This window comes from Exiguobacterium sp. SH4S7, assembly GCF_004336795.1.
GTDB classification, from domain to species: Bacteria; Bacillota; Bacilli; order Exiguobacteriales; family Exiguobacteriaceae; genus Exiguobacterium; species Exiguobacterium aurantiacum_A.
Window position 1 is genome coordinate 211,466 of the sequence record NZ_SJUT01000002.1, and the last position, 23,394, is coordinate 234,859.

The following is a 23,394-nucleotide window of genomic DNA, read 5'->3' on the forward strand; positions in this document are numbered from 1 at the left end:
TTCATCCCTATGCGTTAGTTCGACGGTGATTGGAGCCTCACTTTGAGTGTCGCCCCGTTCTTGACCGGCTTGCCTTTCCCGATTGACTGGGAAGTGACAAAACCCGTTCCGTCTATTTCTAAATTCAATTGATAGAGCGTCGCCAATCGTTTCGCATCACGAAGCGACCAGCCTGATAGGTTCGGCATCGTGAACGAGTCCTCCGTCTTCAACAGGAGGCGCTCCCCGACGACGTACGATTGCCCTTCGACCGGGCTTTGAGCGACGATATCGTCCCCGCTACCGAGTAAGATCGGTTCGAACGAAGCGGCTTTCGCCTGCTTGACCGCCTCATCACGACCAAGCTCGACGTATGTTTCCGTCGTCTTCGTCGACGCATCGATTGTTTTTGTTTGTTTTTCCGGCTCGACGCTTCGATAGCGCAACGCCACGTCCATGACATCCTTGAACAGCGGCGCCATGATGCGCGGACCCGTCGTCGACGAGTCGCCGTTCGGTCGGTCGACCGCAATATACATGACGAGTTCCGGATCATCTTTCGGTGCCATTCCGACGAACGAGTGGATGTACTGACCGCTCAAGTACTTCCCATTTTCGGCAATTTGAGCCGTTCCGGTTTTTCCGATGACGCGATAATTATCGAGCGCATACAGTTGACCGGTTCCGAGATCACTATTGACGACACCGTCGAGTGCTTCGCGTGTCAGCTTGGCCGTTTCTTCCGTGACCGGTTGACCGACAGTTTTCGGATTGGTCGTCCGAATCGTCTCGCCCGTTTCACGGTTGACGACTTTTTTAATCACGTACGGTTGTTTCATCGTCCCGTCGGTCGCGATCGCTGAAGTCGCTTGTAGGATTTGCATCGGTGTCATCGCCGTCGATTGTCCCCATGCTGTGATCAACACGTTCATCGGACTATCGAAGTCGTATTGACTGTTCACTTCTCCCGGCAAATCGACGCCCGTTCGTTGGTCGAACTTGAACGCCTTGAAGTAATCTTCGTACCGGCCGAGTCCGAGTCGTTCATTCGCTAAAATCGAGAAGGCGACGTTCGAAGAGTGCCAGACGCCTTCCACCATAGGAATCGTACCCCATCCGGTGACGTTATAATCATTGAACACCGTCTTGCCATACTTGTAAGACCCGGATTTATACAGCTCGTTCGGGTTGTAAACACCTTCATTGATCGCTGCGGCGAGTGTGAAGATTTTCATCGTCGAACCCGGCTCAAAGCGAGATGAGACAGAGAAGTTGCTGTAAGACGTGATCTCACGGGTATTCGGATCAAAAGACGGACGATCGGACAAGGCGATGATCTCACCGGTCTTTGGATCCATGATGATCGCCGTCGCATTTTTCGGTTTATATTCTTTATACAGTTCATCCATTTTCGTATCAAGCAGTTGTTGGATGCGATGATCGAGCGTCAACTGGACGTCCGCTCCGTCTTCCGGGTCGATTTTTAGTTGTTCATCGCTCGACACGAGCTGTCGGCCTGCTAAATCTTTCTCGAAACGATATAAACCGTACGATTCACTCAGCACGTCATTGAGCGATTTTTCGATTCCAAGTTCTCCGACGAGTTCGATGCGGCCGTTTTGATCAATCTTTTGGGCGTAGCCGACGACGGATGAAGCAAAGACTTTATTCGGGTAATAGCGTTTCGGTTCTTCGACGAACGTGATGCCCGGAATCTCAAACGCTTCGATCGCTTCTTTTTGTTCGACCGTCAAATCCCGGCCCGGTACCCCGAACTCGATTTGACCGCGATCGACATTTTGTTCGAGCCGTTTCAAAATATCGGCTTCAGTCATCGGGATGACCGTCGCAAGCTCTTTAGACGCGCCTTTAAACTCGTCAGGCAAGAGCGTCTTGTTTTCGACCCGCTCTCCCCCTAGCTTCAAGACCGCGACAATCCGGTAGGACGGGATATTGATCGCAATCGGTTGCCCGAACCGATCAAAAATCTCTCCACGCTCCGCCTTAAGTGTACTGACAGCCTTCCAACGCTCTTCTTCAGCGAAAGCGAGCATGTTCTCCCCTTTGTACGTCTGAAAGACGGACAAGTAGAGGAACCAGCCGACAAAAAATAAAAAGAGCGGTGTGAAGCAAACGATCGCCACCCACGCCACTCTTTTTTTACTCTGTTGTAGAGAATTCATCAGTCGATCACCAAAACGTTCTTTTCATTGAACTGCATGCCGAGCTTTTCAGCAATCGCATAAATTCTCTCAGGTGAGCTTAGTTGGGCAATCTCATACTTCAGTTCTTCATTCTCTTTCGAGATCGTATTCATCTCTTGGCTGATGACAGCCGTATCTCGCATAATATTGTACGCTTCGTTATGTTTCGACACCGTGATGCCACCGAACAAGACGACCGAGAAAATCATCGTCGGGTACAGGATGGATTCGAACAAGGTCAACGTACGTCGTTTCGGAGCTGGTATTGGTCGTTCTTGCGGAATCGGATTTCGATTCGGTGAAATTTGAGGCTGCAGAGCCTTGCGGGCAGCTTCTGGCATCAGGTATCCCTCCTACGTACAATCTATTTTTGTTTTTCAGCGATCCGAAGTTTGGCCGACCGGGCCCGGCGGTTGTCTTCAAGTTCGTTATCTCCGGCAGTGATCGGCTTGCGTGTGATCAGCTTCAATTCCGGTTCGAACTCCTCTGGGATAATCGGCAATCCTTTTGGCAACTGTGGATACTGGCTCTTCTCTTTGAAAACCTGCTTACAGATGCGGTCTTCAAGTGAATGGAACGTGATCACACAAATCCGTCCACCGATGGCGAGAATGTCAATCGCGTCTTGGACGGCACGATCGAACACGTTCAATTCGTCGTTCACAGCGATGCGGATCGCTTGGAACGTCCGTTTCGCCGGATGGCCGCCTTTGCGTCGCGCCGGCGCCGGAATTGCGTCTTTAATCAATTCGACGAGTTCGAACGTCGTCTCAATCGGCTTGACGGCACGGGCTTGTTCGATTTTACGCGCAATCTGTTTCGAGAACTTCTCTTCCCCGTATGTAAAGAAAATGCGGGCGAGGTCCCCGAACGGCCATTCGTTGACGACGTGATACGCCGAAAAATCTCGTGACCGGTCCATTCGCATATCGAGCGGAGCGTCAAAATTATAGCTAAAGCCGCGTTCTGCCTCATCTAACTGTGGTGAAGAGACACCGAGGTCAAATAATACTCCATCGACTTGTGTCACACCTCGTACTGCTAACTCGTCTTTCAGATGGACGAAGTTGCTCTTTATAAACGTAACCCGGTCCTCATATGGAGCCAAACGCTCAGCAGCGTGCGTGAGTGCGACGTCGTCCTGGTCGAAGGCGTAAAGATGGCCCGTCGTCAGGCGTTTCACAATCTCTTCGCTATGACCGGCTCCCCCTAACGTACAATCGACGTAAATTCCGTCCGGTTTGATGTTCAGTCCATCAACAGACTCCATTTTTAAAACCGTTTCATGCTCAAACATACAAAAACCCTCTCAACCTACATTTTTCAACTAGTTTATTACATTTACTTTATCATAAAAATGTCAAGCTACGCATTGGTTTTTAGAGAAAATAGGAAACAAAAAGGTAACAAACAAAAAATGGTTCTCCAAACAAGTGGAGAACCTCGATCATTTACGATTTCACAATCAAATTTTGACTAAACAACGCTCCCATTCCGCCTGTTCATAGGCGGCGCGTAACCGAACGAATAAATCGTCTCCGTGACGATTCATCAGTGGGACCATCGACCAGATCCGCTCTTGCGGTGCGTCCATCGGCAGCAAGCGTGTCGACAGATGGATCCGGCGTCGATTCAAACGATACTGCTCGCGCTTCGCCTCGGCCCGCATCTCGTCAGCGAGACGGTCAAGGATATGTCGCGCGTTCGTCTCAAAGCGATGCCCGCGCTTTCCTGCCTCTTGCCCGATTGCTTCAGACAGCGTGCGGTAGGCATACAGACTTTGGTCAAACGATTCGTCATCGAACGAATGGTCCGGGAGCGGATTTGTCAAGTAATCGACGAGTGTGGTCCCTTCTTGAGCGAGTTTTTTCTCGTCGTTCGTCGACATGACGACAGCGCCAAGTCTCGGGATCAACAACGGCATCTTCCAACCGAATACATGAAACAACGGACGAAGTTGGAGCCAATAGGCGATCTCCCCCGGACCAGCGACGTATGCGAGCGTCGGGAACAAGTAATCTTGCATGAGCGGCCGTGACACGACATTATTCGAGAACCGTTCGGGATGCTCATCAATTTCTTGTAACAGTTCCGCCTCCGTGAAGCGGTGACCGCGTTTCGTCGTGAAGACATCTTGTTCTTTCGTCAACAATTCACGCGTCCCGTCATGATAAAACACGTGGGCCGCATCGCGGTTCAGTTCTACGGTCGGCATGCCGTCCTCAAATGAGTCGCGGAACACTTCGTGCAAGCGGTCGTGTTGCACGATCAACTGTTTGAACGCCTCACGTTCGAGCCGGCGTACGTCAGGCTGATGCGGGTCGAACAGGAGAAAATCGTTCCCGACGAAACGCCGCATCATCTTCCCAAAAAATTGTGCGAACGAGTGACTCGCTTGGAGTAAGACGACAAGCTCATGATAAAGCGTCGCCGTATGGACAGTCTCTGTCTCCGACACGAACAGACGTTGCAACATTTGGACGAGTTCGATTTTGAGACGGTCGAATTCGAGTTCTCCGACCGATGCTTTCCCTGCGAGCGGAACGGTCGACAACGCTTCTTTCCGCAGTTGCCGTGACAACGGCTGGGGGGCGTACACATGGTTGATCTCGGCGAAGTCATGATCCTCGGTCGCCATCCAAAAAATCGGGATGACCGGCTTACCGAGCACGGCTTCCGCCTGTTTCGCTCGTTTGAGCACGGTTAACAGCTTATACACCGCAAACAACGGGCCCCCGAAGACGCCGACTTGCTGTCCGGTCACAATCGTGAACGCCTCGCCTTTCGCGAGCGCGTCGAGTTTTGAGTCAAGCACGTCCGAGAGCGGACCGTGAACCATCTGTTGCGCCCGAAGAATCCCTGCTAACGATTCCAGATGCGGGTATGAGCGTCCTTCAAGCTCGCTCGCTCGAGCTTCGAGCTCGTCCATTCCTTTATAGTCCAGCCACTTCGTATATCCCGCTTCGATTTGAATCATCGGGGAAGATGGACTGTACATGGCGTCTAGCGACTCTATCCTCACGTATAACGACTTCCTTTCAAACGGTCAATGAATCATTTCTTTTGCGACACCGAGCGAGAACAACACGGCGTGTAACGGGACGAGTAGTAAAAATAACAATCGCCAGCCGTGTACGAACATTTTTGTATATAAGACTTCTTCGTGTCGGACTCGCTGCCAAATCGCATTTGCCGGAAAAATAGCGCAGCAGACGGCTAAGAGCAACCAAACGACGTCGTCCCCGACGAGTGTCTCTAATAGGACCGCACACGCATAAAACCAGAGGAACACTCCGGCATCGCAGACAAGTTTAAACGTATTGACCGATTTCGGCATAATTTTTCTAAGTATCATATACACCATAAACCATATGACAAGCGGAAATGAAACGATATACACTAACACGATGCGCTCGCTCCTATTATCAATTTTTGCATGAGTGGGATGACCGTCAGTTTTCGGCCTCTGTCCTCGGCCCGTTTCAAGAGCGGGGTCAAGATGGCATCGACCTCGGTCATACGTCCGGCCTCGATATCTCGAAGCATCGAAGAGCGGTTTTGAGCTGTCTTCTCGATGATCGTCTCAATATATGTATAAGGCACGAACTGATCGAACAGCGGTGTCAGCTCCTCATAGATCGTTTGCGCGACTTCGCGGCAAGGCGGTTCGGCGACGGCTCCGTTCGGGACGCGACAAAGTGCGGTGATCGGATTGATGATCGCGTTCGCAAACAACTTTTCAACGACGACTTGTTCGATATCCGCTTCCCACACGACTTGGAGCGGCGAGGCGATGAACGTGAGCGGCTGTAGGGCATCCAAGCTCCCGATCCGAACTCGGCCGAGGCCGCTATGGTTAATTCGATTTTTGTCTCGCGTCACCCCGTGCTCGATGACGCCTAAGTGGAATCCTCGTTCCCGAGCGTACTCGAGATGGGCAATCCCGTTCGAGCAGATGAACACAGGGACGCCCCCGGTAAGCCGTTCTGTCGCCGCGCGCACTTGGTGCGCTTTCGTCGTCACGAAAAAGACGTCCGCATCCGTCTCGTTGAGTGTATGTACCGGTTTGAGCGGGACAGCGACGGTCCCCTTCGTCATACCGGCTCGTTCGATCATGACGTCTTTCGTTTGTTCGCCTCGACCGTACAAGGTGACGCTATAGTCTTTCGCGAGTAACGACGCCATCAACATCCCGACAGCCCCGTTCCCGATAATCCCAATTCGTTTGATCGGCTTCATTCGCTATCCCTCCACAAACAGTGTGCACAAAGAATTTTACCACAATCTGTTTCCAGGACCACACAATTAAAAAAAGAAGCGATCTCCAAGGAGACCGCTTCTTTTCGCATTATTTGCTTGTTACTTCTTTACCGTTGTAATGTCCGCAAGATTTGCAAACACGGTGTGAAAGTTTCATGTCGCCACAGTTCGGGCACTCGTTCATACCAGGTACGTTAAGTTTGAAGTGAGTACGACGAAGACGTTTGCGAGTTTTCGACGTTCTACGGAATGGTACTGCCATCGTTGTCCACCTCCTTGAAAAGTTAGCCGTTCTCGTCCTCTTTTTTAGAGAACAAGTCAGCAAGGCCCGCGAGGCGCGGGTCGATTTTTGGTTGGTCGTCGGGCTGTTCGTCAATGAGAGACCAGCCTTCCCCTTCAACCTGAGTTTTGTCTGTTTCGTTCCCAAAAATTTGAATCGGGACTTCTAACATGATGAGCTCTTTTACGATCGGTCGCAGATCAATCGTATTTCCTTCTGGCAAATTGACATCATCGAATTGCTCCGTATAACGCCCATTCTCCAAAAAGAAAGGCTCGAGCGATTCAATATCAAATTCAAAGACGACATCTTCTAACGTACGCGCATCTGGCAACGTCAGGTCCCCTTGAACCTTCAAATTGAATGTAACTTGATTAGATGTGAACGACGCATCCCCGTGCACATGCACCGGGCGAATCGAACGGATATCCGGATGGAGCTGAGTAAGCTCTTCGAGTTCAACCATCTCATCGATGGAAAAACTGTCATCCTGGTTTCGTAGCTTAAGTAGCTGTGCAATAGACCACTTCATCCGAATCACCTCAATTGCAACAATATGAATTATAGATAGGCCAACTTGTTTTGTCAATGTTTTTTCTTTACACTAAAATCAGTTGGCGACGGCGCTTTGCCAAAGCGTACTTACCTATCTTACACCAATCCAATCGACAATGCAAAGGAGTAAATTTATGAAAAAGACGGCCATCATCGCGGAGTACAATCCGTTCCATAACGGACATCTCTATCAGGCAAAAACAGCTCGAATCGAAACGGATGCCGACGCCATGATCGCCATCATGAGTGCCCAGTTCACACAGCGCGGTGAACCGGCTGCTTTTGACAAGTGGAGCCGGGCTGCGGCGGCAGTCAAAACAGGGGCGATCGACCTTGTGATCGAACTGCCGACTTGTTACGGCGTCCAACGCGCCGACCGGTTCGCGAGCGCGGCTGTCGCCATCGCGGAACAAATCGGATGCCAGACGCTCTCGTTCGGCAGTGAGAGCGGCGACGCCGATGCGATCCGGCGCGCGGCACACGCTGGCATCGAAGCGACACCCGCCTATCATGACGCGCTCCAACACGCCTTAAAAGCAGGCAAGTCATCCGCCAAAGCATCGAGCGAGGCGTTTGCGGCACTTTATCCAACTTTTGACTTGACGCTCCCAAACAACATTCTCGCCTATCATTATGCGAAAGCCGCTCGCACCCTCTCACTCCATACCGTAAAGCGTCTTGGGGCCGGCTACCACGATACAGGCGTCTCGGACGTCATGTCGGCAACGGGCGTCCGGGCCCACTATCTCGAGACCGGAAGTGTCCGGGCTGTCCCAGAAGCGACACGGGCGTTATTCCAGCAGACGTCGATGGCCCACTGGTCGCTCTATTGGCCTGTCTTGCAATTCAAGTTACGGACGATCCCAAAGTCAGAACTCGAACAACTCGTCGGCATTGACGCTTCGTTGTCCCCTCGCTTGATCGAAGCAGGTCTCGCACCGACGTTCGAACAAGCTATGAGCGGTCTGTTGACGCGACGCTATACACGCACGGCCATCCAGCGCGCTCTCGTCTCGGTCCTCATCCATTGGAAACGTGACGAACTTCCGGAACGATTTGACGAAGTCCCGTACGTCCGTCCGCTCGCATTCAATGCGATTGGCCGTAGCGTCTTAAAAGACATAAAAAAAACGGTACCGCTCGTCAGCAAGTACCAGTCCGATTTAGCGTTCGAAGCTCGTGTGACCGAGGCGTACCGGTTACCTCTCGGCAACCGGTCACTGCTCGAGCATATGCAAACCCCTCAATTCATCGACTCCAAATAATCGATGGCGTCCTCGACCGTTTCGACCGGAACGACTGCAATATCGCTCTCGAGCCGGTCGAGTGATTCCAGCGCTTCATCATAATTCGAACCGGCCGGCACGAAGAACACCGAGGCACCGGCTCGGTCAGCCGCGACGATTTTTTGCCACGCCCCACCGATCGGACCGACGTTTCCTTCTTCATCGACCGTGCCAGTACCGGCAATCGTCTCACCGCCCGCCAAGTCACCCGGCGTCAACTGATCATAAATCTCTAGCGTGAACATGAGCCCGGCCGAGGGCCCCCCAACGTTCGTCAGTTCAAACGTGACGTCCGGTTCTGTGCGCACATCTTGCACCGGCAGCGGTTCATAAATTCCGAGACCGACACGGTCCCCGCTCCGGTCGAGCGGTTGAACGAGTGTCTTCACGACACGTTCCCGTCCATCCCGTTCGAGCGTGATCGTCACTTCATCCCCCGTCTCGAACGCCGAGACGCGGTTGATGAAATCAAGACGTGACGCGAACGATTGGCCGTCAAGCGCTGTAATGACGTCACCTGGTTTAAGGACGTTCGCCGCGAGCGACCCGGTGATTGGAGCCGAGACGTACATGCCGTCAAACGTGACGGTCACGTCCTCTTCGGCTAGACCGTACGCGTATTGAATGGCCGCTTGCTGCGACGATGACATGAGCAGCTGCTGTCTTCGCTCGTAATCGTCTTCCCCTTCGCCGTCATACAAATAGCGACTAGACGGACTCGCTTCCGTGAACGGCGTGAACCAGCTCCCGACGAGCCAAAGCGGTGTCGCCCGTCGTTGCGAGATCGTGACCATCATCAGTTCACCCGCATCTTTCGTCCCGTCTTCAACCGTCATAAAGGTTTCGATGGTCGTCGCTTCGCCCGGATACGTGATGTAATAAGGTAACGGGGCAAACAGAAAGATGAGCACGGCGACGAGGATACCGAAGCCGATCTTCAGCGACTTCATTGCTGTTGACTCACTTCATATTTTTTCCGAAGTGCCTGTTCGACTTGTTCGGGAACGAGTTCAGCGACCGAGGCGCCGTATTTGGCGACTTCTTTCACGATCGACGAGCTGAGGAACGAGTATTTGCTGTTCGTCATCATAAACAGCGTCTCGACGTCCTCGTTTAACTTCTTGTTGATCGAAGCGATCTGAAGTTCGTATTCGAAGTCAGAGACGGCCCGAAGACCGCGGACGATCGTCGCTGCTTCTCGTTTAGCGGCATACTCGACGAGCAGCCCGCCAAACGCGTCCGCTGACACGTTCGGTAAATGCGATGTCACTTCCCGAATGAGCGTGAGCCGCTCTTCGACGTTGAATAACGGTGCCTTGCTCGAGTTTTCGAGCACCGCGACGATCACTTCATCAAAGATGGCTGCCGCCCGCTCAATAATATCTAAATGTCCGTTCGTAATCGGGTCAAAGCTCCCCGGGCAAATCGCGATCCGTTTCATATGTTCACTCCTCGGTCGTTGCGTACTCGTAAAGGCTGATCGTAATGACAGACGAGTAGCGTTGAACCTTAATTTTTTCGAGCAGACCGACCCGATCCGGCAACGTCGTCTCGCTGCCATGTTCGCAGACGACGACGCCGTTGTCTGTCAACAGTCGGTTCGATTCAATGAGTTGTAAAAACGATTCATGTTCTTCCTCATGGTACGGCGGGTCCATGAAAATGAGTTTAAACGACCGCCCCGTCTCGGCGAGTTGGTCGAGGACGGCCCGCGCGTCTTGTCTTTGAATCGTCGCTTGTGCCTCGTAACGCGTCGCCCGTAGATTGTCCTGTATCGTTTGAATCGCCTTCCCATGACGATCGACGAAGACGGCACGGTCGCACCCCCGTGATAACGCCTCGATCCCGAGACCGCCACTCCCCGCGTAAAGGTCGAGGGCATCCCCCCCGGCGAAGTAAGGGCCGATGATATTAAACAATGATTCTTTTACTTTATCTGCCGTCGGTCGTGTCGTCGACCCTGGGACCGCCTTTAGGCGCGTCCCTTTTCGTTCTCCTGAAATGACTCGCATCGTTGATCCTCCATTAGAAAAGATGAAGGCGTCACCACCTTCATCTCGCCCGTTTATTTCTGCTTTGGCTCGTACGTCTCGGCAATGAAAGGCCGTTCGCTCCGAACGACCGCGTCGACGAATGGCAAGGCACTGATTTTCTCGATGATCGTCTCATGGTCTTCTAAGTCCGTATATAAAAAGGCGTACTTCTCACGCTTCGAGACGTAATATAAGTTTGCGTAGCGACGTAGCGCTTTCACTTGTTTGAGCGACTGCACGTAAACGACGAGTCCGATTCGACCTTTTAACTCGAATGATTCAGCCAGCACATCCACAACTTCCGCCTCCTCCGCCACAGCTTCCGCCACCGGAACAGCCACCCTCATCGAAGAACGGGTTGCCGGTAGGCACTTTGATTTTTGGAGATACCGAGAACGCCAACAGCTCACTCACTTCTCCGAGTAACTTATCCAAGTTACGTTCCGCCTTTTTGAAGGCGGCCACTTCCGGTTGCACGTCGAGACGACGCTTCACGAGATGCATCTCTTTTTTAATACGATCGTGATCTGGGTGATGTTTCCCGAACCGTTGCACGTACTCATAATCTTCTTTCATTCGTAAAAATTCCCGTTCGACTTCCTGGGCTTCTTTCGAGCGAGCGCGAGCTTGTTTTGTCGCGATATATGTTTGGAACGATTCGCTCGTCTCGATCAAGGCAGTCAATGCTTCTGTTTGATCGAGCAAATCAATCGTCTGTTCAGTAATAATCATGGCTTTCACCCTTTCTGACATGATTTTACCACAATTGATTCCCTCTGTGAGCAATCGGACTTATAATTGAACGTGACGTAAATGCAGAAAGGAAGTGAACCACCGCTTCGTGCGGTGTACGATGAAAAAAGTCTCGTTTAACATGATTCGCTCGGCCGGTATGAAAACCGACTATGCGAAACCAGAATATTATTATGATCAGCTCGATAAAGTCCGGGCGGCCGATCTCGTCCTCTTCCCGGAGTACTGGATGGTCAACTCGATCATTTACGGATTGAACAAACCGATCTTCCCGTCTCCGGCAACGTACCACCTCGGGCACGATAAAATCGAGATGACACGCGCTTTCACAGCGACGTTCCCGCATCGCATCCCGAAGACGTTAATTTACGGGAAGAACCCGTACACGATCGAACGCGTCCTTGAAGAGTTCGAATACCCGTTCGTCGCCAAGACCGCCAAGTCCTCGATGGGTCAAGGCGTCTGGCTCATTAAAAATGAACAAGAATGGCTCGAATACGTCGACAAACACGAGACGTTTTACGTCCAACAGTTCATCCCGAACGACCGTGACCTGCGCATCATCGTCATCGGCGAAGAAGTCGTCGGTTCTTATTGGCGCGTCAGTGAGGCCTTTTTAAACAACGTCGCCCAAGGTGCCCACTTCTCGTATGACGATATCCCAGGTCACGTCGTGGAAGAAGTGCTCTCGATCGCGAAGACGCTTCACATCAATCACGCCGCGTTCGACGTCATCGTCTCAGGGGATAATTTTTACATCTTGGAATTCAACGTCTTCTTCGGTTCAGAAGGATTGATGCCGCTCGGCGTGAGACTTATCGACAAGATTGCGGCGTATCTCGAAACGATGTCTTGACCGTTCATCTTTTTTTCACAATTTGAACACACGTTATTCCAAGAACGTTTTCGAATATGATATGATGACATATGAGGTTTATTAGGGAAAAGGGGGATTATGATGAAATTTGAGCAGTTCCACATCGAGGGAAAAGAGATCCGCTTCGGTTTGCTCGAGACGATCATGGATCATCATCATTTCATCCGTGAAGGCGCTTGGGACTATGAGCGTGCGACGTATGATATGAAGTACGAGAAGCAATCGACGGGCGAGACGTTTTACCTGCGCTTGCCGGTTTATGCGATTGAAGGCCAAATCGAGGACCGTCATGCGGTCGTTAAAATGGTGACACCGATTCTCGGGAAACATTACTACCCGCACGGCGTCGAGTACGACGAAGAGTTCCCAGAAGAAATCGTTCGCGACTGTGAGCGTCGTCTCGCGGCTCTTGCGGAAACACTGGAAGTCAAACCCCTCTAAACGAAGGGGTTTTTCTTTTGGCTGAAACGGCGATTCATCTATGTAGAGGGCGGCTGGATTCAGACCGAGGATCCCTTTACGCCGGTAAGTCCTCTGACCGGATGATGGCACACCCTTTACTCTCATAATAGTCGAGCATCCCGTCAATTTTCTTTAAATCATAACTCGTGATACAGTCCGTTAATACGCTGACCGCATAGTCTAATTTGCGTAAGTTATAGCACGTCGATTTCACGCAGGCAATCGCATCCGCGCCGGCAATATAAAAGTGGCCAATCTCATTCGCTTGAATAAACTCGCTGAACGCGTCACTCGTCAAGGCGTTGCCCTTATATTTTGTGAATACATGATCGGACACGCGTTTCAACTCCGGGGCCAGCTCAGCACCGCGCGTACCCGTTTTAAACGTCCTAGTGCCGGGCGACAGATTCTCATGGCGAATATACACGACCGGAATCCCTTGCTCGACCGCCCAATCGATTGAGCGGTTAATGTGATCGATAATCGCCTTATAATTCTTCGTGATATCATTTTGAATATCAATGATGACCAACGCGTTATTCTGCATGTTACGTCCTCCTTCATAATAAGAAACGAACTGTCGTATGACTCATCTCTCATCATACCAGAGGTTGCTTCTGGAAAATATAGACATGTCATTTCAGATAATATGATACACAAAAAGGGAGGCCCTCAATGGGTCCTCCCTTCTCTCATGTAGCAATCACATTGAGTGTCACATCGACTTGTCCGAGCAATAGATCGAACTGGTCGCGGACGTAACGGTACAACCGCTCTGCCTCGCTAAGCGAGACGGGTGCGATCAGTAGATAATCGTACCGCTCTTTCGAGAGCGACACGACTTTCACTTCACGCAATCCGAATTCGATCGCGCTACACGCAATCAAATCCTCGATCGCCCGCTCTGCAATCGTCACATCTCCGTATGAATAATCGTTTCCGATGACAGCCATCGTATCGTTCATCTTCTTCACTCCTTTTCTGCAACGAGCACTTTCACGTCCTCCATAATGGTTTCGATGTCGACTGGTTTTTCTCCTGTCGTCGCCATTTGCGCGACTGCACGAACATCATGGTGACGGTCGATGATATACATCGTCGTCGCGTGGGTGACAAGTCCACTATTCGCTTTCGAATAATAGAACTGAAGCTGACGGGTGATCCGGTCGATGTCGGCTTTGTCACCGGTCAACATCTTCCATCCAGTTGGCTCAGCTTGGAACGCCGCTCCGTAGTTCTCAAGTACCGGGATCGTATCGACTTCCGGGTCGACCGTGATGGCGACGAGTTCGACGTCAGTGCCGTACAAGTCGTTCGCCTTCAAGTCTTGCTCGAGTTTCATGAAGTCGCGTAGCGTGAGCGGACAAATATCGGGACAGTTCGTATAAAAGAACGTGACGATTTTGACTTTTCCGTTATCTGAGTCGTACGGTTGGCCATCGAGCGCGTTCGTCAACGTGAACGGGGTCGGCTCTTGGATGACCGGCAAATCATCTTCTTTGAAGAAGAGGAAATACGAGGCCGCTCCGATAGCGATCAAAATGACGACCGTCAACCCGACCGTCAAGTAACTATTCCGTTTCATGCTCATCCCCCTCTCTTCGGTCATCCTCCGATGATGGCCCGGAAGACGTTCGTCGTCTCACCCGGTTCAAACGCCACATAGAGAAGAACATAGACCATCACACCTGTAATGGCTGTGAAAAACCAGACGACTGATGCTTTCGGTCCGATTTTACGATGTTTCTCGATCTTGTTTTTATAGCCGAGATAGAGTGTGATCAATCCGAGGATACCACCTGTCGTCGCCAGGATGATGTGGAAAATCATGAAAGCGAGATAGTACGGCTTCACCGAGTCCGGACCTCCAAATGCGGTATTCCCAACAAAGATCGTCCGCGAGACGTAAAGGATAAAGAACGTCGTCGCCGCGACGGCAGCTGCTGTCATGACTTTTTTATGCTTTTCAATATTGCGGCGGTCGCGCGCGATAATCGTCCAGCCGATGGCGACCAAAATCGCACTGATTACAATGAATGTCACACTAATTAAGGCAAGATAGTTCATCGATGTTTCCCCTTTGACTTAGTTCATTTTTTCTCTTTCGGTTCGTTCGGTGTGAATGACATGCCTTCGTCAAGCGCGAGCGATTTCGTCCGGCGTACCCAACCGAAGAACGTCCAACCGAAGAAGAAACCGTACACGACTTCCTGTCCAAGCTTCATCAATACCCCGCCGAAGCGCTGGTCTTCGAGGGCGCTGTTCGTCGCACCCATCAAGGCGTTTAAGTCGAGACCGGATACGTCTCCGTTCGGCATACAGTATCCGAGCACCGTCGCGAACGTCTCAACGTCCGTATAGGCGTCATAGAGAATTCCTTGACTGAAGATGATGAACGCACAAGCAGGCGTCAATAGCACACCGTTTGCGATGATGTACACCATCCGTTTCAAATCGGACATCCCCTCTTCTTCATCCGAGAGGAACGGGGCGATTACCGGATACCACATCGTCAAACTAAAGACGACGAGAGCCCCGTGAAAGATGCGATGCACCCCGTAGTTCGTTAACACGTAATCAAAGATGAATGGCATGTGGTAAAACGTAAATAACGCGTTGAACAACACGAGCGCAATCAGCGGTTTCGTCATAAACTTAAGCGTCGGCCCGATTACTTTATAACTAAATAATTTTTCAAATACCCAATACGGCAATCCGTAAATGACGAGCGCCGGCGCTAACACGTAGACGAGCACCATCTGCAACATATGCACCGAGAAGATGATGTGCGCGAGCACGTCGACTGGACTACCAAATCCGATGTAATAGAGCACGATCGCAAACAACATGCTGAACTTTTGTAGCAACGTGGTCGACTCGTACCCTCGTTTCGCCATTCTCTCTGTGACGAACGCATAGAGGACGTACAACCCTACCATCAACAATCCGAACAACGGACTCCAAAGCGTTGTCCATTCGAACTGTTTGAGTAGCTCTGATGTATTCCAGAGCATCCCTTCACCCCTTTTCTTTCTCTCCCAAACCAATGAAACCGTTCACTTCAAGATTACTATTCCTTTATTTTTGAAGTAAAGCAAAAAGGACTGAATCATCTATGTTTCCACAGATGTTCAATCCTTTGTCACATTTTTACCAAATGAGCAAACGAAGTGCCGCGACAGTGATGATGGCGACGAAAATACCAAGCCACATCATTCCGACGATCCACGTGTTGCCACGGTTGTTCATATGCATGAAGATGTACAGCTGCAAGAACACTTGGATGATGGCGAGGATGATCAAGAAGCCACCCGCCGCCCATACCGGCATGAGCTCCGCGTAGACCGCGCCGAACGCGACAAACGTGAGCAAAATCATCATCGCGAAACTGATCAACTGAAGTTGATACTCGCGTCTCGACTCTGCCTTCACTTCAAGCTCTAACTGTTTGTGTGTTTCGTTCATTGGATTTTTTTCCATGTCAGCTCACCATCCCTAAGAGATAGACGATCGAGAAAATGAAGACCCAAACAACGTCGATGAAGTGCCAATATAAACTCGACACATAGAACTTCGGTGCGTTGTAGACATCGATCGGACGGTTCCAGTTGCGGATCAACAGCGTCGTGATCCAAAGGAGACCGAACGTGACGTGAGCGCCGTGGAATCCGACGAGCGTATAGAACGCAGAACCGAACGCACTCGACGTGAACGTATGACCGATACTGTAGTAGTGGATGAACTCGTAAATCTCAGCTCCTAAGAACCCTGCCCCGAGAAGAAGCGTCACGATCAACCAAAACTTCATTCGACCTGGATTGTTCGCTTTCATGTTCATCATCGCGAGCACGCTCGTGAGCGAGCTCGTGAGGAGGAGCATCGTCATCATGAAGACGAGCCCCATCTCAAAGATGTTGTACGAGCGAAGTTCCTCTGGCGCACCAGAATTTAGAAGCCCGACGTACGTTCCAAACAACGAGGCGAAGAGAACCGTCTCTCCTCCAAGGAAGAACCAGAAGGCCACATATTTATTTTTCCCTTCCAGCGTGGCTTTCTCTGGATTGGCCGGAATACCGGTCACTGGGTGTTTTTCAACTGCATGTGCCATTTATTGTTCTCCTTTCTCACGAATCGCTTTCAAATCCGCTTCGATTTGTGATTTTGGAATGTAGAATCCGTGGTCGTCGATCCATGAACGGAGGAACATCGACACGAACGTGATGAGTAAACCGATGACGATAAGTGACCAACCGACAACCGGGTTGTCCATTTGGAAAATCGCGCCAAGTCCAGCGATGAATAACCCGAGTGACATGAAGAACGGGATCAATGAGTTATTCGGCATGTGGATGTCTGACACTGGTTCAGCGACAGAAACCCGTTTGTTACCCGCCATCTTCTCGAGCCAGAACGTGTCCAACCCTTTGACGAGCGGTGTTTGTGCGAAGTTGTACTCTGGAGTCGGCACAGGAAGTGTCCACTCGAGCGTACGTCCGTCTTCCCAATGGTCCGGCTTGACGACGTCTTTCGACAAGAACGCCTTGACGACGGCGATGAGCAAGATGATCGTCGACACACCCATGAAGAAGGCACCGATCGTCGACAGCAAGTTCATCGTCTCAAACCCTTGATTCGGCAAGTATGTGAAGACGCGGCGTGGCATCCCGAACAATCCGAGGAAATGTTGCGGGAAGAACGTCAAGTGGAACCCGATGAAGAACAACCAGAACTGCCAGTAGCCAAGCTTCTCAGAGAGCGCTTTGCCGAACATGAGCGGGAACCAGTAGAACAGTCCTGCGAAAAGACCGAAGACGACCCCACCGACGATTACGTAGTGGAAGTGGGCGACAACGAAGTAACTATCGTGGTACTGATAGTCAGCCGGTGCGACCGAGAGCATAACCCCTGTCATCCCTCCGACGAGGAACGATGGGATGAACGCCACCGAGTAAAGCATCGGAACGTTGAACTTGATCTGCCCACCCCAAAGTGTGAACAGCCAGTTGAAGATTTTGACCCCTGTCGGAACGGCGATGGCCATCGTCGCGACGGCGAAGATCGAGTTCGCGACCGGCCCGAGACCGACGGTGAACATGTGGTGAACCCAAACCATGAAGCCAAGGAACCCGATGAGCATCGTAGCGAATACCATCGTCGTGTAACCGAACAAGCGTTTACGGGCAAACGTCGGAATGATTTCCGAGAAAATACCGAATGCCGGTAAGATCAAGATGTAAACTTCCGGGTGACCGAAGATCCAGAAGAGGTGTTCCCAAATGACGACGTTACCGCCCATTGCCGGATTGAAGTAAACGGCTCCGAACAGACGCTCGAACATCAACATGAACAAGCCGACTGTAAGCGGCGGGAACGCGAAGACGATCAACGCCGAAGCGACGAACGTCGTCCACGTGAAGAGCGGCATCCGCATGAGTTTCATGCCTGGTGCCCGCATGTTCAAAATCGTGACGAGGAAGTTAATCCCGGCCATGAGTGAACCGAACCCTGAGATTTGAAGACCGAGGGCGTAGAAGTCGACCCCTGTCGCTTCCGGTTGCGTCGAGAGCGGCGCGTAAGCCGTCCAACCCGCGTTCGGTGCAGCGCCGAAGAACCAGCTAAGGTTCAACATGAGGCCACCGAAGAAGAACAACCAAAAACCGAGCGAGTTAATGAACGGGAACGCGACGTCGCGCGCCCCGATTTGAAGCGGCACGACGGCGTTCATAAAACCGAATAGCATCGGCATCGCCGCAAGGAAGATCATCGTCGTCCCGTGCATCGTGATCAACTGGTTGAACACTTCGCCGCTGACGAAATCGTTCATCGGACGGACGAGTTGCCAACGAATAAGTAACGCTTCAATTCCACCGAGAAGGAGGAAGAAGATTCCTGAGAACAAATACAAAATACCGATTTTTTTGTGGTCAACCGTCGTAACCCAATCCATGATGCCATTGTATTTACGCGGTTGCTGCATAGCAGTGGTCTGTGCCACGTGAAATCCCCCTTTTCCCGTTAGTCAATCTTCTGATCGTACAAGAAGTCAACGAGTGCATCTAACTCTTCATCACTGATTTGGCCTTCACTGAAGCCAGGCATGAGCGCGCCTTGTTTTAATGCTTGTGGATCACGAATCCATTCTTTCAACTTTTCTTCGTTGTTTTCGAGGTAACCCGCCAACCACTCGCGGTCACCGAAGTTCGTCAAGCTCGGCGCGACTTTACCGCCACCGTGGCAGCTCAAGCAACTTTCGACGTACACTTGCTCACCTGTCGTCAAGTTTTGATTGTCGGCGACAAGGTTTTCTGTGTTCTCGTCTTGCTTCGCTTTCATGTCTTCGAGCCACTGATCGTAATCAGCTTGCTCGAGGGCGATGACTTTGAAGTCCATGAGCGCGTGCGATGGTCCGCAAAGCTCGGCACATTTACCGTAGAACGTACCTGCTTCGTTCGCATGCAACCACATCTCGTTATCTAACCCTGGGTTCGTATCCGTCTTACCAGACAAAGCCGGTACCCAGAACGAGTGAATGACGTCTTTTGATGTCAAGTTGATACCGACCCGTTTACCGACCGGGATGACAAGTTCTTGTCCTGTGACAACACCAGCGTTCGGATATTCGAACTCCCACCAGTACAGGTTGGCTGTAACGTTAATTTCTTCTTCTTTTTTCGCTTCTTTCGCTTTCGCGAGTTCGACAGTCGTTGTGATTGTCGGAACAGCGAGAATGATGAGCAAGATGATTGGAACGACTGTCCAAATCATCTCGAGCGTGCTGCTACCTTCCACTTGCTTCGGAATCGATTCATCTTTCCGACGGAATTTCATGAGCACGTACACGTAAATGACCGTTACGATGACAAGTACAAAGAGCATGATTGCCAAACTGATGAGAATGATCCGGAGCTGAATTTCAGCGCCTTCTCCCATCGGCTTCAATGCAGACAATCCCTCTACGCCGCACCCTGACAATAGCAGCGCGAACATCATCATCGGGACGATGCCAAACAGAAGCTTCTTAAATGATTTCACAACAATCCCCACTTTCTCCCAAAATGATGTGCAATGGTTTCTATATAGTGAGTGCGATTACCAAAGTGCCGTCATGACGAAGGCAGTGCCGTCAGCATGAGTGCGACAATCCACACGACTAAATAAATTAATGAATAAAAGAACATTTTGTTAGCCCACTTGATCTCATCTTCGGCTTTAAACCCTTTCAAACCGAGATATAACCAGTAGCCCCCAAGACCGGCCGCAATGATCACGTAGACCGTACCGTAATGCATAAACAAGAGCGATGCTGGAATGAGCGTCGCAATCCACCAAATGATTTGCCGCTTGGTGATCGCGAAGCCGTTTACAACGGGCAGCATCGGAATGCCTGCCGCCCGGTATTCCTCAACGCGTCGCATCGCGAGCGCGAGGAAATGTGGCGGTTGCCACAAGAACATGACGAGGAACATGAGCCAGGCGTCGATATGAAGCGCCGGGTCAATCGCGGCCCATCCGATCAGCGGTGGAACCGCTCCGGAGATACTGCCGACGACCGTGTTCAACGTATGTGTCCGTTTTAGCCACATCGTATAAATAACGACATAAAAAAATGCCCCGATTAAACCGAAGACTGCTGCTACGTACGACACGATCAATAAAAGCAATGTCCCGACCGCAAGTTGCGTAAGTCCGAGAAGTAAAATGCGCTCCCCTGAAATTTTACCGGTGACACTCGGTCGATTGTCTGTACGTCCCATCAAGTAGTCGATATCACGGTCCACGAAGTTGTTTAGGTAACAACTCCCGGAAATGACGAGCGCGCTTCCTAACATCGTTAATAAGAGCTGTGGCCAAACTTCAAACAAATAAAGCACTGGCGTGTCACTCTGGTATGTTGTTGCCACAAAGAAACCGGCGAACACTAACAAAAGGTTAGCGCGTACGATTCCCATTTTTGCCAAAGCAACATAGTCACGGAACGAGGCGGCGGATTCTGTATAGTCTACTTCTGCCACTGTTCCCGGGTTGACTTTTGTCATGCTGACCCCCCCACATAATCACGAAATCCTCGTATTCTTTTCACAGAAAAAACACAATATGAACAAAGTACACCTAACTCATTACAAAGATACCATATTTCCAAAAAGAATACGTCGTTTATGCTTGTAAAATAGCGAGTTTTTTATGGCGAACGTGTGATAATTGTCACAGTAAAATTCCTGTACTAATACTAGGATAACGATTTTGATAGCGATTGCAAGCTTTTCCGTTTCGTTTTTCCGGACTAAAGCCGTATAATAAGTATGGCGAAAAAAATAAAAACATACAAGGCACAATTCTAGTGATTTTTCTCAAAAAGCAGGTGGAAACGAATGCATAAAAAACTCGCACTATTCTCAAGCCTCGTCACCCTCGGTATGATGCTCGTCTTGATCATGGGCGGTACTGTTACGAAAACCGACTCAGGTGACGGTTGCGGGACGGACTGGCCGCTCTGTCACGGGAAACTGATCCCGACGAACCCGAGCGTCGAGACGATGATCGAATACAGTCACCGCGTCGTGTCAGGGATTGAGGGACTCCTCATCATCGCCTTGACGATTTGGACGTTCACGGTCGTCAAAAATCGATTCGATGTCAAAGTGTTCGCGTTCCTAGCGTTCATTTTCATGTTGATCCAATCGATCATCGGCGCCGGAGCCGTCATCTGGCAACAGTCGGACGCGATTCTCGCGCTCCATTTCGGGATCTCGCTCGTCTCGTTTGCGTCCCTGCTCATCCTGACGATTCTTTTATTCGAAGGTGAACGGGTACACAAAGCGGTATCCGAAAAACTAAAGATTCACTTGTACGGGTTGACGATTTACACGATGGTCGTCGTCTACACAGGAGCTTACGTCAGACACCTCGGTGCGACATACGCCTGTGTCGGTTGGCCGATCTGTGAGCAAAACGTGTGGACGTTCGAATCATACGTTCAAATGGGGCATCGCATCATGGCGGCACTCCTCGTCTTCTACACGCTCTACGTCCTTTATTTGGCCCGACGCGAAACGAACCGTCTCGTCGAACGGGGCATGTGGGCCTCACTATTCTTCATCATGCTTCAAGTCGGCACGGGTGCATGGATCGTCCTTGGCGGCCACGCCACATATGTACCGCTCTTGCACGCTTTCTTGATCACGTGCTACTTCGGGATCATCTCGTACTTGGCGTACCATGCGTATCGAAGCACCAATCGAGCGGTAGACGCAGCTCGAAAAGAAACGGTCTGACGAATCAAACTAAATCACGAATCACAAAAAGGAGCGGGCGACCGCTCCTTTTTGTATGCCTATTTGTCACTGCACGTCCTTGAACCGCTCGAGCGCCCTTGCACGCGCCGCCTTATGATCGACGATCGGTTCGATATAACCGTCCCGATCTGACGGGTCCGGGAAATGGATCGCTTTCCTGTCAACGTCAGCCAACTCGGTTACATATTTGCGGATAAACGTCCCGTCCGCGTCGAACTTCTCCGACTGGATCGTCGGATTAAAGATCCGGAAATACGGCACGGCGTCCGTTCCGACCGAAGCGGCCCATTGCCATCCGCCGATGTTCGAGGCGGCCTCGTAGTCGATCAACTTCCGTTCGAAGTAGCGCTCGCCTTTGCGCCAGTCGATCAACAGATGTTTCGTCAAAAACGAAGCGACGATCATCCGGAGCCGGTTGTGCATCCAACCGGTCTCGTTCAATTGACGCATCGCCGCGTCGACGATCGGATACCCGGTCTCGCCACGGCACCATTTCTCAAACTGATCGTCATTGTCTTCCCAGTCGAGATGTTTATATTTATCGTTGAACGGCCGGTCTTTCAGTCCCGGAAACTGGACCATGATCATATAGTAGAACTCGCGCCACAATAACTCATCGTAATACGTGTCACGTCCTGTTGACTGCCGCGCCTCGAGGACGGCTGCTGTGACCGTACGAATCGACAACACACCGGTCCGTAAATACGGTGACAGCCGGCTCGTCCCGGCGATCGCCGGGATGTCACGGTCTTCAGCGTAACTCGTCACCCGGTGTTCCACAAAATCGCGTAACCGTTTCATAGCCGCTTCCTCTCCGAGCGCTTTCCACGAACGTTCACACCGGTCAAACTGCTGTTTCAATTCATCAGGTAGTTCATGTTGCTTCGTCGCGAGTTGTTTCAATCGAGCGACGTCGACGTCGTACGGTTGTGGCGGCGTCTCAGCGTACACCGCTTTTTTGAATGGCGTATACACTTTATACGGAGTACCGTCTTTTTTCGTGAACGCGTTCGGGGCGAATAAATGACGGTCGAGTAAACGGATGACTAACACGTCTCCCCCGAGCGCTTCGATGACCGCATCGTCACGTTGTTTGAACGGCTCGACATACTCAGCGTTAAAATAAAGCGCGTCGGGTCGTCCGAGCTGCTCGACAAACGCTTCCGCTGAGTTGGCAACAATGGTGCGAAGCCCGATCTCTTGATCGGCGAGCTCCTGCATGAACTGCTTCATCGTCGCGAAAAAATAATCGTGTCTCGTCTCGAACGGCTCGCAGTATTTCGGATTGAGCCAAAAGACGAACTCGATGTCATCGTCATCGGCGGCGTCTTTCAAGACCCGGTGTAACATATGGTTGTCACTTAATCGAAAATCTGACCGGAACCAACATACTCGTCTCATCTTTCCCACTC

The 23,394-nt window shown here is 51.1% G+C and carries 28 protein-coding genes; 4 read left to right on the plus strand and 24 right to left on the minus strand.

The window, feature by feature from the left end; translation table 11 throughout:
* Positions 1 to 14: 14 nt before the first annotated feature.
* The 8 genes from EVJ29_RS05170 to EVJ29_RS05205 form a co-directional block, all read right to left on the minus strand.
* Entirely contained in the window at positions 15 to 2,123 is a 2,109-nt protein-coding gene (locus tag EVJ29_RS05170; protein ID WP_236633401.1) for a penicillin-binding transpeptidase domain-containing protein, read from the minus strand.
* Between the two features lie 38 nt (positions 2,124 to 2,161).
* Positions 2,162 to 2,524 (minus strand): cell division protein FtsL, encoded by a 363-nt coding sequence (gene ftsL / locus EVJ29_RS05175; protein ID WP_084813098.1) that lies wholly within the window; start codon positions 2,522 to 2,524, stop codon positions 2,162 to 2,164.
* 23 nt (positions 2,525 to 2,547) lie between these two features.
* The gene (rsmH, locus tag EVJ29_RS05180; protein WP_131465336.1) at positions 2,548 to 3,480 is read right to left on the minus strand and encodes a 16S rRNA (cytosine(1402)-N(4))-methyltransferase RsmH; all 933 of its coding nucleotides are present in this window, start codon (positions 3,478 to 3,480) and stop codon (positions 2,548 to 2,550) included.
* A 168-nt stretch (positions 3,481 to 3,648) separates the two neighbouring features.
* Complete coding sequence (gene bshC / locus EVJ29_RS05185) at positions 3,649 to 5,160, minus strand: bacillithiol biosynthesis cysteine-adding enzyme BshC (protein WP_131465338.1); 1,512 nt, start codon at positions 5,158 to 5,160, stop codon at positions 3,649 to 3,651.
* Between the two features lie 69 nt (positions 5,161 to 5,229).
* Positions 5,230 to 5,589: a DUF3397 domain-containing protein gene (locus EVJ29_RS05190; protein ID WP_131465340.1), complete on the minus strand. Its 360-nt coding sequence runs from the start codon at positions 5,587 to 5,589 to the stop codon at positions 5,230 to 5,232.
* Complete coding sequence (locus tag EVJ29_RS05195; RefSeq protein WP_131504775.1) at positions 5,583 to 6,422, minus strand: ketopantoate reductase family protein; 840 nt, start codon at positions 6,420 to 6,422, stop codon at positions 5,583 to 5,585. The genes EVJ29_RS05190 and EVJ29_RS05195 overlap by 7 nt, the downstream gene beginning before the upstream one ends.
* A 109-nt stretch (positions 6,423 to 6,531) precedes the next feature.
* Positions 6,532 to 6,705, minus strand: a complete 174-nt coding sequence (gene rpmF / locus EVJ29_RS05200) for a 50S ribosomal protein L32 (RefSeq protein WP_081338944.1) — start codon at positions 6,703 to 6,705, stop codon at positions 6,532 to 6,534.
* A gap of 22 nt (positions 6,706 to 6,727) precedes the next feature.
* Positions 6,728 to 7,255: a YceD family protein gene (locus EVJ29_RS05205; RefSeq protein WP_070327567.1), complete on the minus strand. Its 528-nt coding sequence runs from the start codon at positions 7,253 to 7,255 to the stop codon at positions 6,728 to 6,730.
* A gap of 157 nt (positions 7,256 to 7,412) precedes the next feature.
* On the opposite strand from EVJ29_RS05205, the gene EVJ29_RS05210 reads away from it, so the two are divergent.
* On the plus strand, positions 7,413 to 8,543 hold the full coding sequence (locus EVJ29_RS05210; protein ID WP_236633403.1) for a tRNA(Met) cytidine acetate ligase: 1,131 nt from the start codon (positions 7,413 to 7,415) through the stop codon (positions 8,541 to 8,543).
* On the opposite strand, the gene EVJ29_RS05215 is transcribed toward EVJ29_RS05210, so the two are convergent.
* The 5 genes from EVJ29_RS05215 to EVJ29_RS05235 are packed head-to-tail and all read right to left on the minus strand — an operon-like array spanning position 8,522 to position 11,329.
* Entirely contained in the window at positions 8,522 to 9,514 is a 993-nt protein-coding gene (locus EVJ29_RS05215) for a SepM family pheromone-processing serine protease (protein WP_131465346.1), read from the minus strand. The two genes, EVJ29_RS05210 and EVJ29_RS05215, sit on opposite strands and share 22 nt — an antisense overlap.
* A complete protein-coding gene (gene coaD / locus EVJ29_RS05220) occupies positions 9,511 to 10,005 on the minus strand; it encodes a pantetheine-phosphate adenylyltransferase (RefSeq protein WP_016509015.1) in 495 nt (164 codons plus the stop codon). The genes EVJ29_RS05215 and coaD overlap by 4 nt, the downstream gene beginning before the upstream one ends.
* A gap of 4 nt (positions 10,006 to 10,009) precedes the next feature.
* Positions 10,010 to 10,576, minus strand: a complete 567-nt coding sequence (rsmD, locus tag EVJ29_RS05225; RefSeq protein WP_070327570.1) for a 16S rRNA (guanine(966)-N(2))-methyltransferase RsmD — start codon at positions 10,574 to 10,576, stop codon at positions 10,010 to 10,012.
* A gap of 53 nt (positions 10,577 to 10,629) precedes the next feature.
* Positions 10,630 to 10,893 (minus strand): YlbG family protein, encoded by a 264-nt coding sequence (locus tag EVJ29_RS05230; protein ID WP_016508973.1) that lies wholly within the window; start codon positions 10,891 to 10,893, stop codon positions 10,630 to 10,632.
* Positions 10,877 to 11,329, minus strand: coding sequence for a YlbF family regulator (locus tag EVJ29_RS05235; protein WP_070327571.1), 453 nt, complete (start codon positions 11,327 to 11,329; stop codon positions 10,877 to 10,879). The genes EVJ29_RS05230 and EVJ29_RS05235 overlap by 17 nt, the downstream gene beginning before the upstream one ends.
* Positions 11,330 to 11,450: 121 nt before the next feature.
* On the opposite strand from EVJ29_RS05235, the gene EVJ29_RS05240 reads away from it, so the two are divergent.
* Both EVJ29_RS05240 and EVJ29_RS05245 read left to right on the plus strand, forming a co-directional pair.
* Positions 11,451 to 12,206: an ATP-grasp domain-containing protein gene (locus EVJ29_RS05240; protein ID WP_201738980.1), complete on the plus strand. Its 756-nt coding sequence runs from the start codon at positions 11,451 to 11,453 to the stop codon at positions 12,204 to 12,206.
* Between the two features lie 102 nt (positions 12,207 to 12,308).
* Entirely contained in the window at positions 12,309 to 12,668 is a 360-nt protein-coding gene (locus EVJ29_RS05245) for a YugN family protein (RefSeq protein ID WP_070327573.1), read from the plus strand.
* A 76-nt stretch (positions 12,669 to 12,744) separates the two neighbouring features.
* Here the strand turns inward: EVJ29_RS05245 and EVJ29_RS05250 are convergent, their stop codons facing one another.
* The 10 genes from EVJ29_RS05250 to cyoE form a co-directional block, all read right to left on the minus strand.
* The gene (locus EVJ29_RS05250) at positions 12,745 to 13,236 is read right to left on the minus strand and encodes a cysteine hydrolase family protein (protein WP_131465350.1); all 492 of its coding nucleotides are present in this window, start codon (positions 13,234 to 13,236) and stop codon (positions 12,745 to 12,747) included.
* A 145-nt stretch (positions 13,237 to 13,381) separates the two neighbouring features.
* The gene (locus tag EVJ29_RS05255) at positions 13,382 to 13,654 is read right to left on the minus strand and encodes a hypothetical protein (protein ID WP_035386138.1); all 273 of its coding nucleotides are present in this window, start codon (positions 13,652 to 13,654) and stop codon (positions 13,382 to 13,384) included.
* Positions 13,655 to 13,659: 5 nt separating this feature from the next.
* Positions 13,660 to 14,274 (minus strand): SCO family protein, encoded by a 615-nt coding sequence (locus tag EVJ29_RS05260; protein WP_131440363.1) that lies wholly within the window; start codon positions 14,272 to 14,274, stop codon positions 13,660 to 13,662.
* A gap of 20 nt (positions 14,275 to 14,294) precedes the next feature.
* The gene (locus tag EVJ29_RS05265; RefSeq protein WP_016509532.1) at positions 14,295 to 14,756 is read right to left on the minus strand and encodes a DUF420 domain-containing protein; all 462 of its coding nucleotides are present in this window, start codon (positions 14,754 to 14,756) and stop codon (positions 14,295 to 14,297) included.
* A 23-nt stretch (positions 14,757 to 14,779) separates the two neighbouring features.
* Positions 14,780 to 15,703 (minus strand): cytochrome c oxidase assembly protein, encoded by a 924-nt coding sequence (locus EVJ29_RS05270; protein WP_070327576.1) that lies wholly within the window; start codon positions 15,701 to 15,703, stop codon positions 14,780 to 14,782.
* A 136-nt stretch (positions 15,704 to 15,839) separates the two neighbouring features.
* Entirely contained in the window at positions 15,840 to 16,154 is a 315-nt protein-coding gene (locus EVJ29_RS05275; RefSeq protein WP_070327955.1) for a cytochrome C oxidase subunit IV family protein, read from the minus strand.
* A 16-nt stretch (positions 16,155 to 16,170) separates the two neighbouring features.
* Positions 16,171 to 16,797, minus strand: coding sequence for a cytochrome (ubi)quinol oxidase subunit III (locus EVJ29_RS05280; RefSeq protein WP_070327577.1), 627 nt, complete (start codon positions 16,795 to 16,797; stop codon positions 16,171 to 16,173).
* The gene (gene ctaD / locus EVJ29_RS05285) at positions 16,798 to 18,666 is read right to left on the minus strand and encodes a cytochrome c oxidase subunit I (RefSeq protein WP_070327578.1); all 1,869 of its coding nucleotides are present in this window, start codon (positions 18,664 to 18,666) and stop codon (positions 16,798 to 16,800) included.
* A gap of 38 nt (positions 18,667 to 18,704) precedes the next feature.
* A complete protein-coding gene (gene coxB, locus EVJ29_RS05290; RefSeq protein WP_070327956.1) occupies positions 18,705 to 19,682 on the minus strand; it encodes a cytochrome c oxidase subunit II in 978 nt (325 codons plus the stop codon).
* A gap of 110 nt (positions 19,683 to 19,792) precedes the next feature.
* Positions 19,793 to 20,725 (minus strand): heme o synthase, encoded by a 933-nt coding sequence (cyoE, locus tag EVJ29_RS05295; RefSeq protein ID WP_070327579.1) that lies wholly within the window; start codon positions 20,723 to 20,725, stop codon positions 19,793 to 19,795.
* Between the two features lie 333 nt (positions 20,726 to 21,058).
* Between cyoE and EVJ29_RS05300 the strand changes: the two genes are divergently transcribed.
* Entirely contained in the window at positions 21,059 to 21,961 is a 903-nt protein-coding gene (locus EVJ29_RS05300) for a COX15/CtaA family protein (RefSeq protein WP_071399536.1), read from the plus strand.
* A 66-nt stretch (positions 21,962 to 22,027) separates the two neighbouring features.
* Here the strand turns inward: EVJ29_RS05300 and EVJ29_RS05305 are convergent, their stop codons facing one another.
* Positions 22,028 to 23,383, minus strand: a complete 1,356-nt coding sequence (locus EVJ29_RS05305; protein WP_131504777.1) for a cryptochrome/photolyase family protein — start codon at positions 23,381 to 23,383, stop codon at positions 22,028 to 22,030.
* Positions 23,384 to 23,394 lie beyond the last annotated feature (11 nt).

Excerpts from the sequence above, each read along its gene's own strand:
- EVJ29_RS05245 (WP_070327573.1), top strand. The coding sequence starts at position 12,309 with ATGAAATTTGAGCAGTTCCACATCGAGGGAAAAGAGATCCGCTTCGGT.
- EVJ29_RS05305 (WP_131504777.1), bottom strand. The coding sequence starts at position 23,383 with ATGAGACGAGTATGTTGGTTCCGGTCAGATTTTCGATTAAGTGACAAC.
- EVJ29_RS05265 (WP_016509532.1), bottom strand. The coding sequence starts at position 14,756 with ATGAACTATCTTGCCTTAATTAGTGTGACATTCATTGTAATCAGTGCG.
- EVJ29_RS05300 (WP_071399536.1), top strand. The coding sequence starts at position 21,059 with ATGCATAAAAAACTCGCACTATTCTCAAGCCTCGTCACCCTCGGTATG.
- EVJ29_RS05210 (WP_236633403.1), top strand. The coding sequence starts at position 7,413 with ATGAAAAAGACGGCCATCATCGCGGAGTACAATCCGTTCCATAACGGA.
- EVJ29_RS05205 (WP_070327567.1), bottom strand. The coding sequence starts at position 7,255 with ATGAAGTGGTCTATTGCACAGCTACTTAAGCTACGAAACCAGGATGAC.
- EVJ29_RS05255 (WP_035386138.1), bottom strand. The coding sequence starts at position 13,654 with ATGAACGATACGATGGCTGTCATCGGAAACGATTATTCATACGGAGAT.
- EVJ29_RS05235 (WP_070327571.1), bottom strand. The coding sequence starts at position 11,329 with ATGATTATTACTGAACAGACGATTGATTTGCTCGATCAAACAGAAGCA.
- ftsL (WP_084813098.1), bottom strand. The coding sequence starts at position 2,524 with ATGCCAGAAGCTGCCCGCAAGGCTCTGCAGCCTCAAATTTCACCGAAT.
- EVJ29_RS05280 (WP_070327577.1), bottom strand. The coding sequence starts at position 16,797 with ATGGCACATGCAGTTGAAAAACACCCAGTGACCGGTATTCCGGCCAAT.
- rsmD (WP_070327570.1), bottom strand. The coding sequence starts at position 10,576 with ATGCGAGTCATTTCAGGAGAACGAAAAGGGACGCGCCTAAAGGCGGTC.
- cyoE (WP_070327579.1), bottom strand. The coding sequence starts at position 20,725 with ATGACAAAAGTCAACCCGGGAACAGTGGCAGAAGTAGACTATACAGAA.
- ctaD (WP_070327578.1), bottom strand. The coding sequence starts at position 18,666 with ATGCAGCAACCGCGTAAATACAATGGCATCATGGATTGGGTTACGACG.
- rsmH (WP_131465336.1), bottom strand. The coding sequence starts at position 3,480 with ATGTTTGAGCATGAAACGGTTTTAAAAATGGAGTCTGTTGATGGACTG.
- coaD (WP_016509015.1), bottom strand. The coding sequence starts at position 10,005 with ATGAAACGGATCGCGATTTGCCCGGGGAGCTTTGACCCGATTACGAAC.
- EVJ29_RS05195 (WP_131504775.1), bottom strand. The coding sequence starts at position 6,422 with ATGAAGCCGATCAAACGAATTGGGATTATCGGGAACGGGGCTGTCGGG.
- EVJ29_RS05250 (WP_131465350.1), bottom strand. The coding sequence starts at position 13,236 with ATGCAGAATAACGCGTTGGTCATCATTGATATTCAAAATGATATCACG.
- EVJ29_RS05275 (WP_070327955.1), bottom strand. The coding sequence starts at position 16,154 with ATGAACGAAACACACAAACAGTTAGAGCTTGAAGTGAAGGCAGAGTCG.
- EVJ29_RS05270 (WP_070327576.1), bottom strand. The coding sequence starts at position 15,703 with ATGCTCTGGAATACATCAGAGCTACTCAAACAGTTCGAATGGACAACG.
- EVJ29_RS05240 (WP_201738980.1), top strand. The coding sequence starts at position 11,451 with ATGAAAAAAGTCTCGTTTAACATGATTCGCTCGGCCGGTATGAAAACC.
- EVJ29_RS05260 (WP_131440363.1), bottom strand. The coding sequence starts at position 14,274 with ATGAAACGGAATAGTTACTTGACGGTCGGGTTGACGGTCGTCATTTTG.
- coxB (WP_070327956.1), bottom strand. The coding sequence starts at position 19,682 with ATGATGATGTTCGCGCTGCTATTGTCAGGGTGCGGCGTAGAGGGATTG.
- bshC (WP_131465338.1), bottom strand. The coding sequence starts at position 5,160 with ATGATTCAAATCGAAGCGGGATATACGAAGTGGCTGGACTATAAAGGA.
- EVJ29_RS05215 (WP_131465346.1), bottom strand. The coding sequence starts at position 9,514 with ATGAAGTCGCTGAAGATCGGCTTCGGTATCCTCGTCGCCGTGCTCATC.
- rpmF (WP_081338944.1), bottom strand. The coding sequence starts at position 6,705 with ATGGCAGTACCATTCCGTAGAACGTCGAAAACTCGCAAACGTCTTCGT.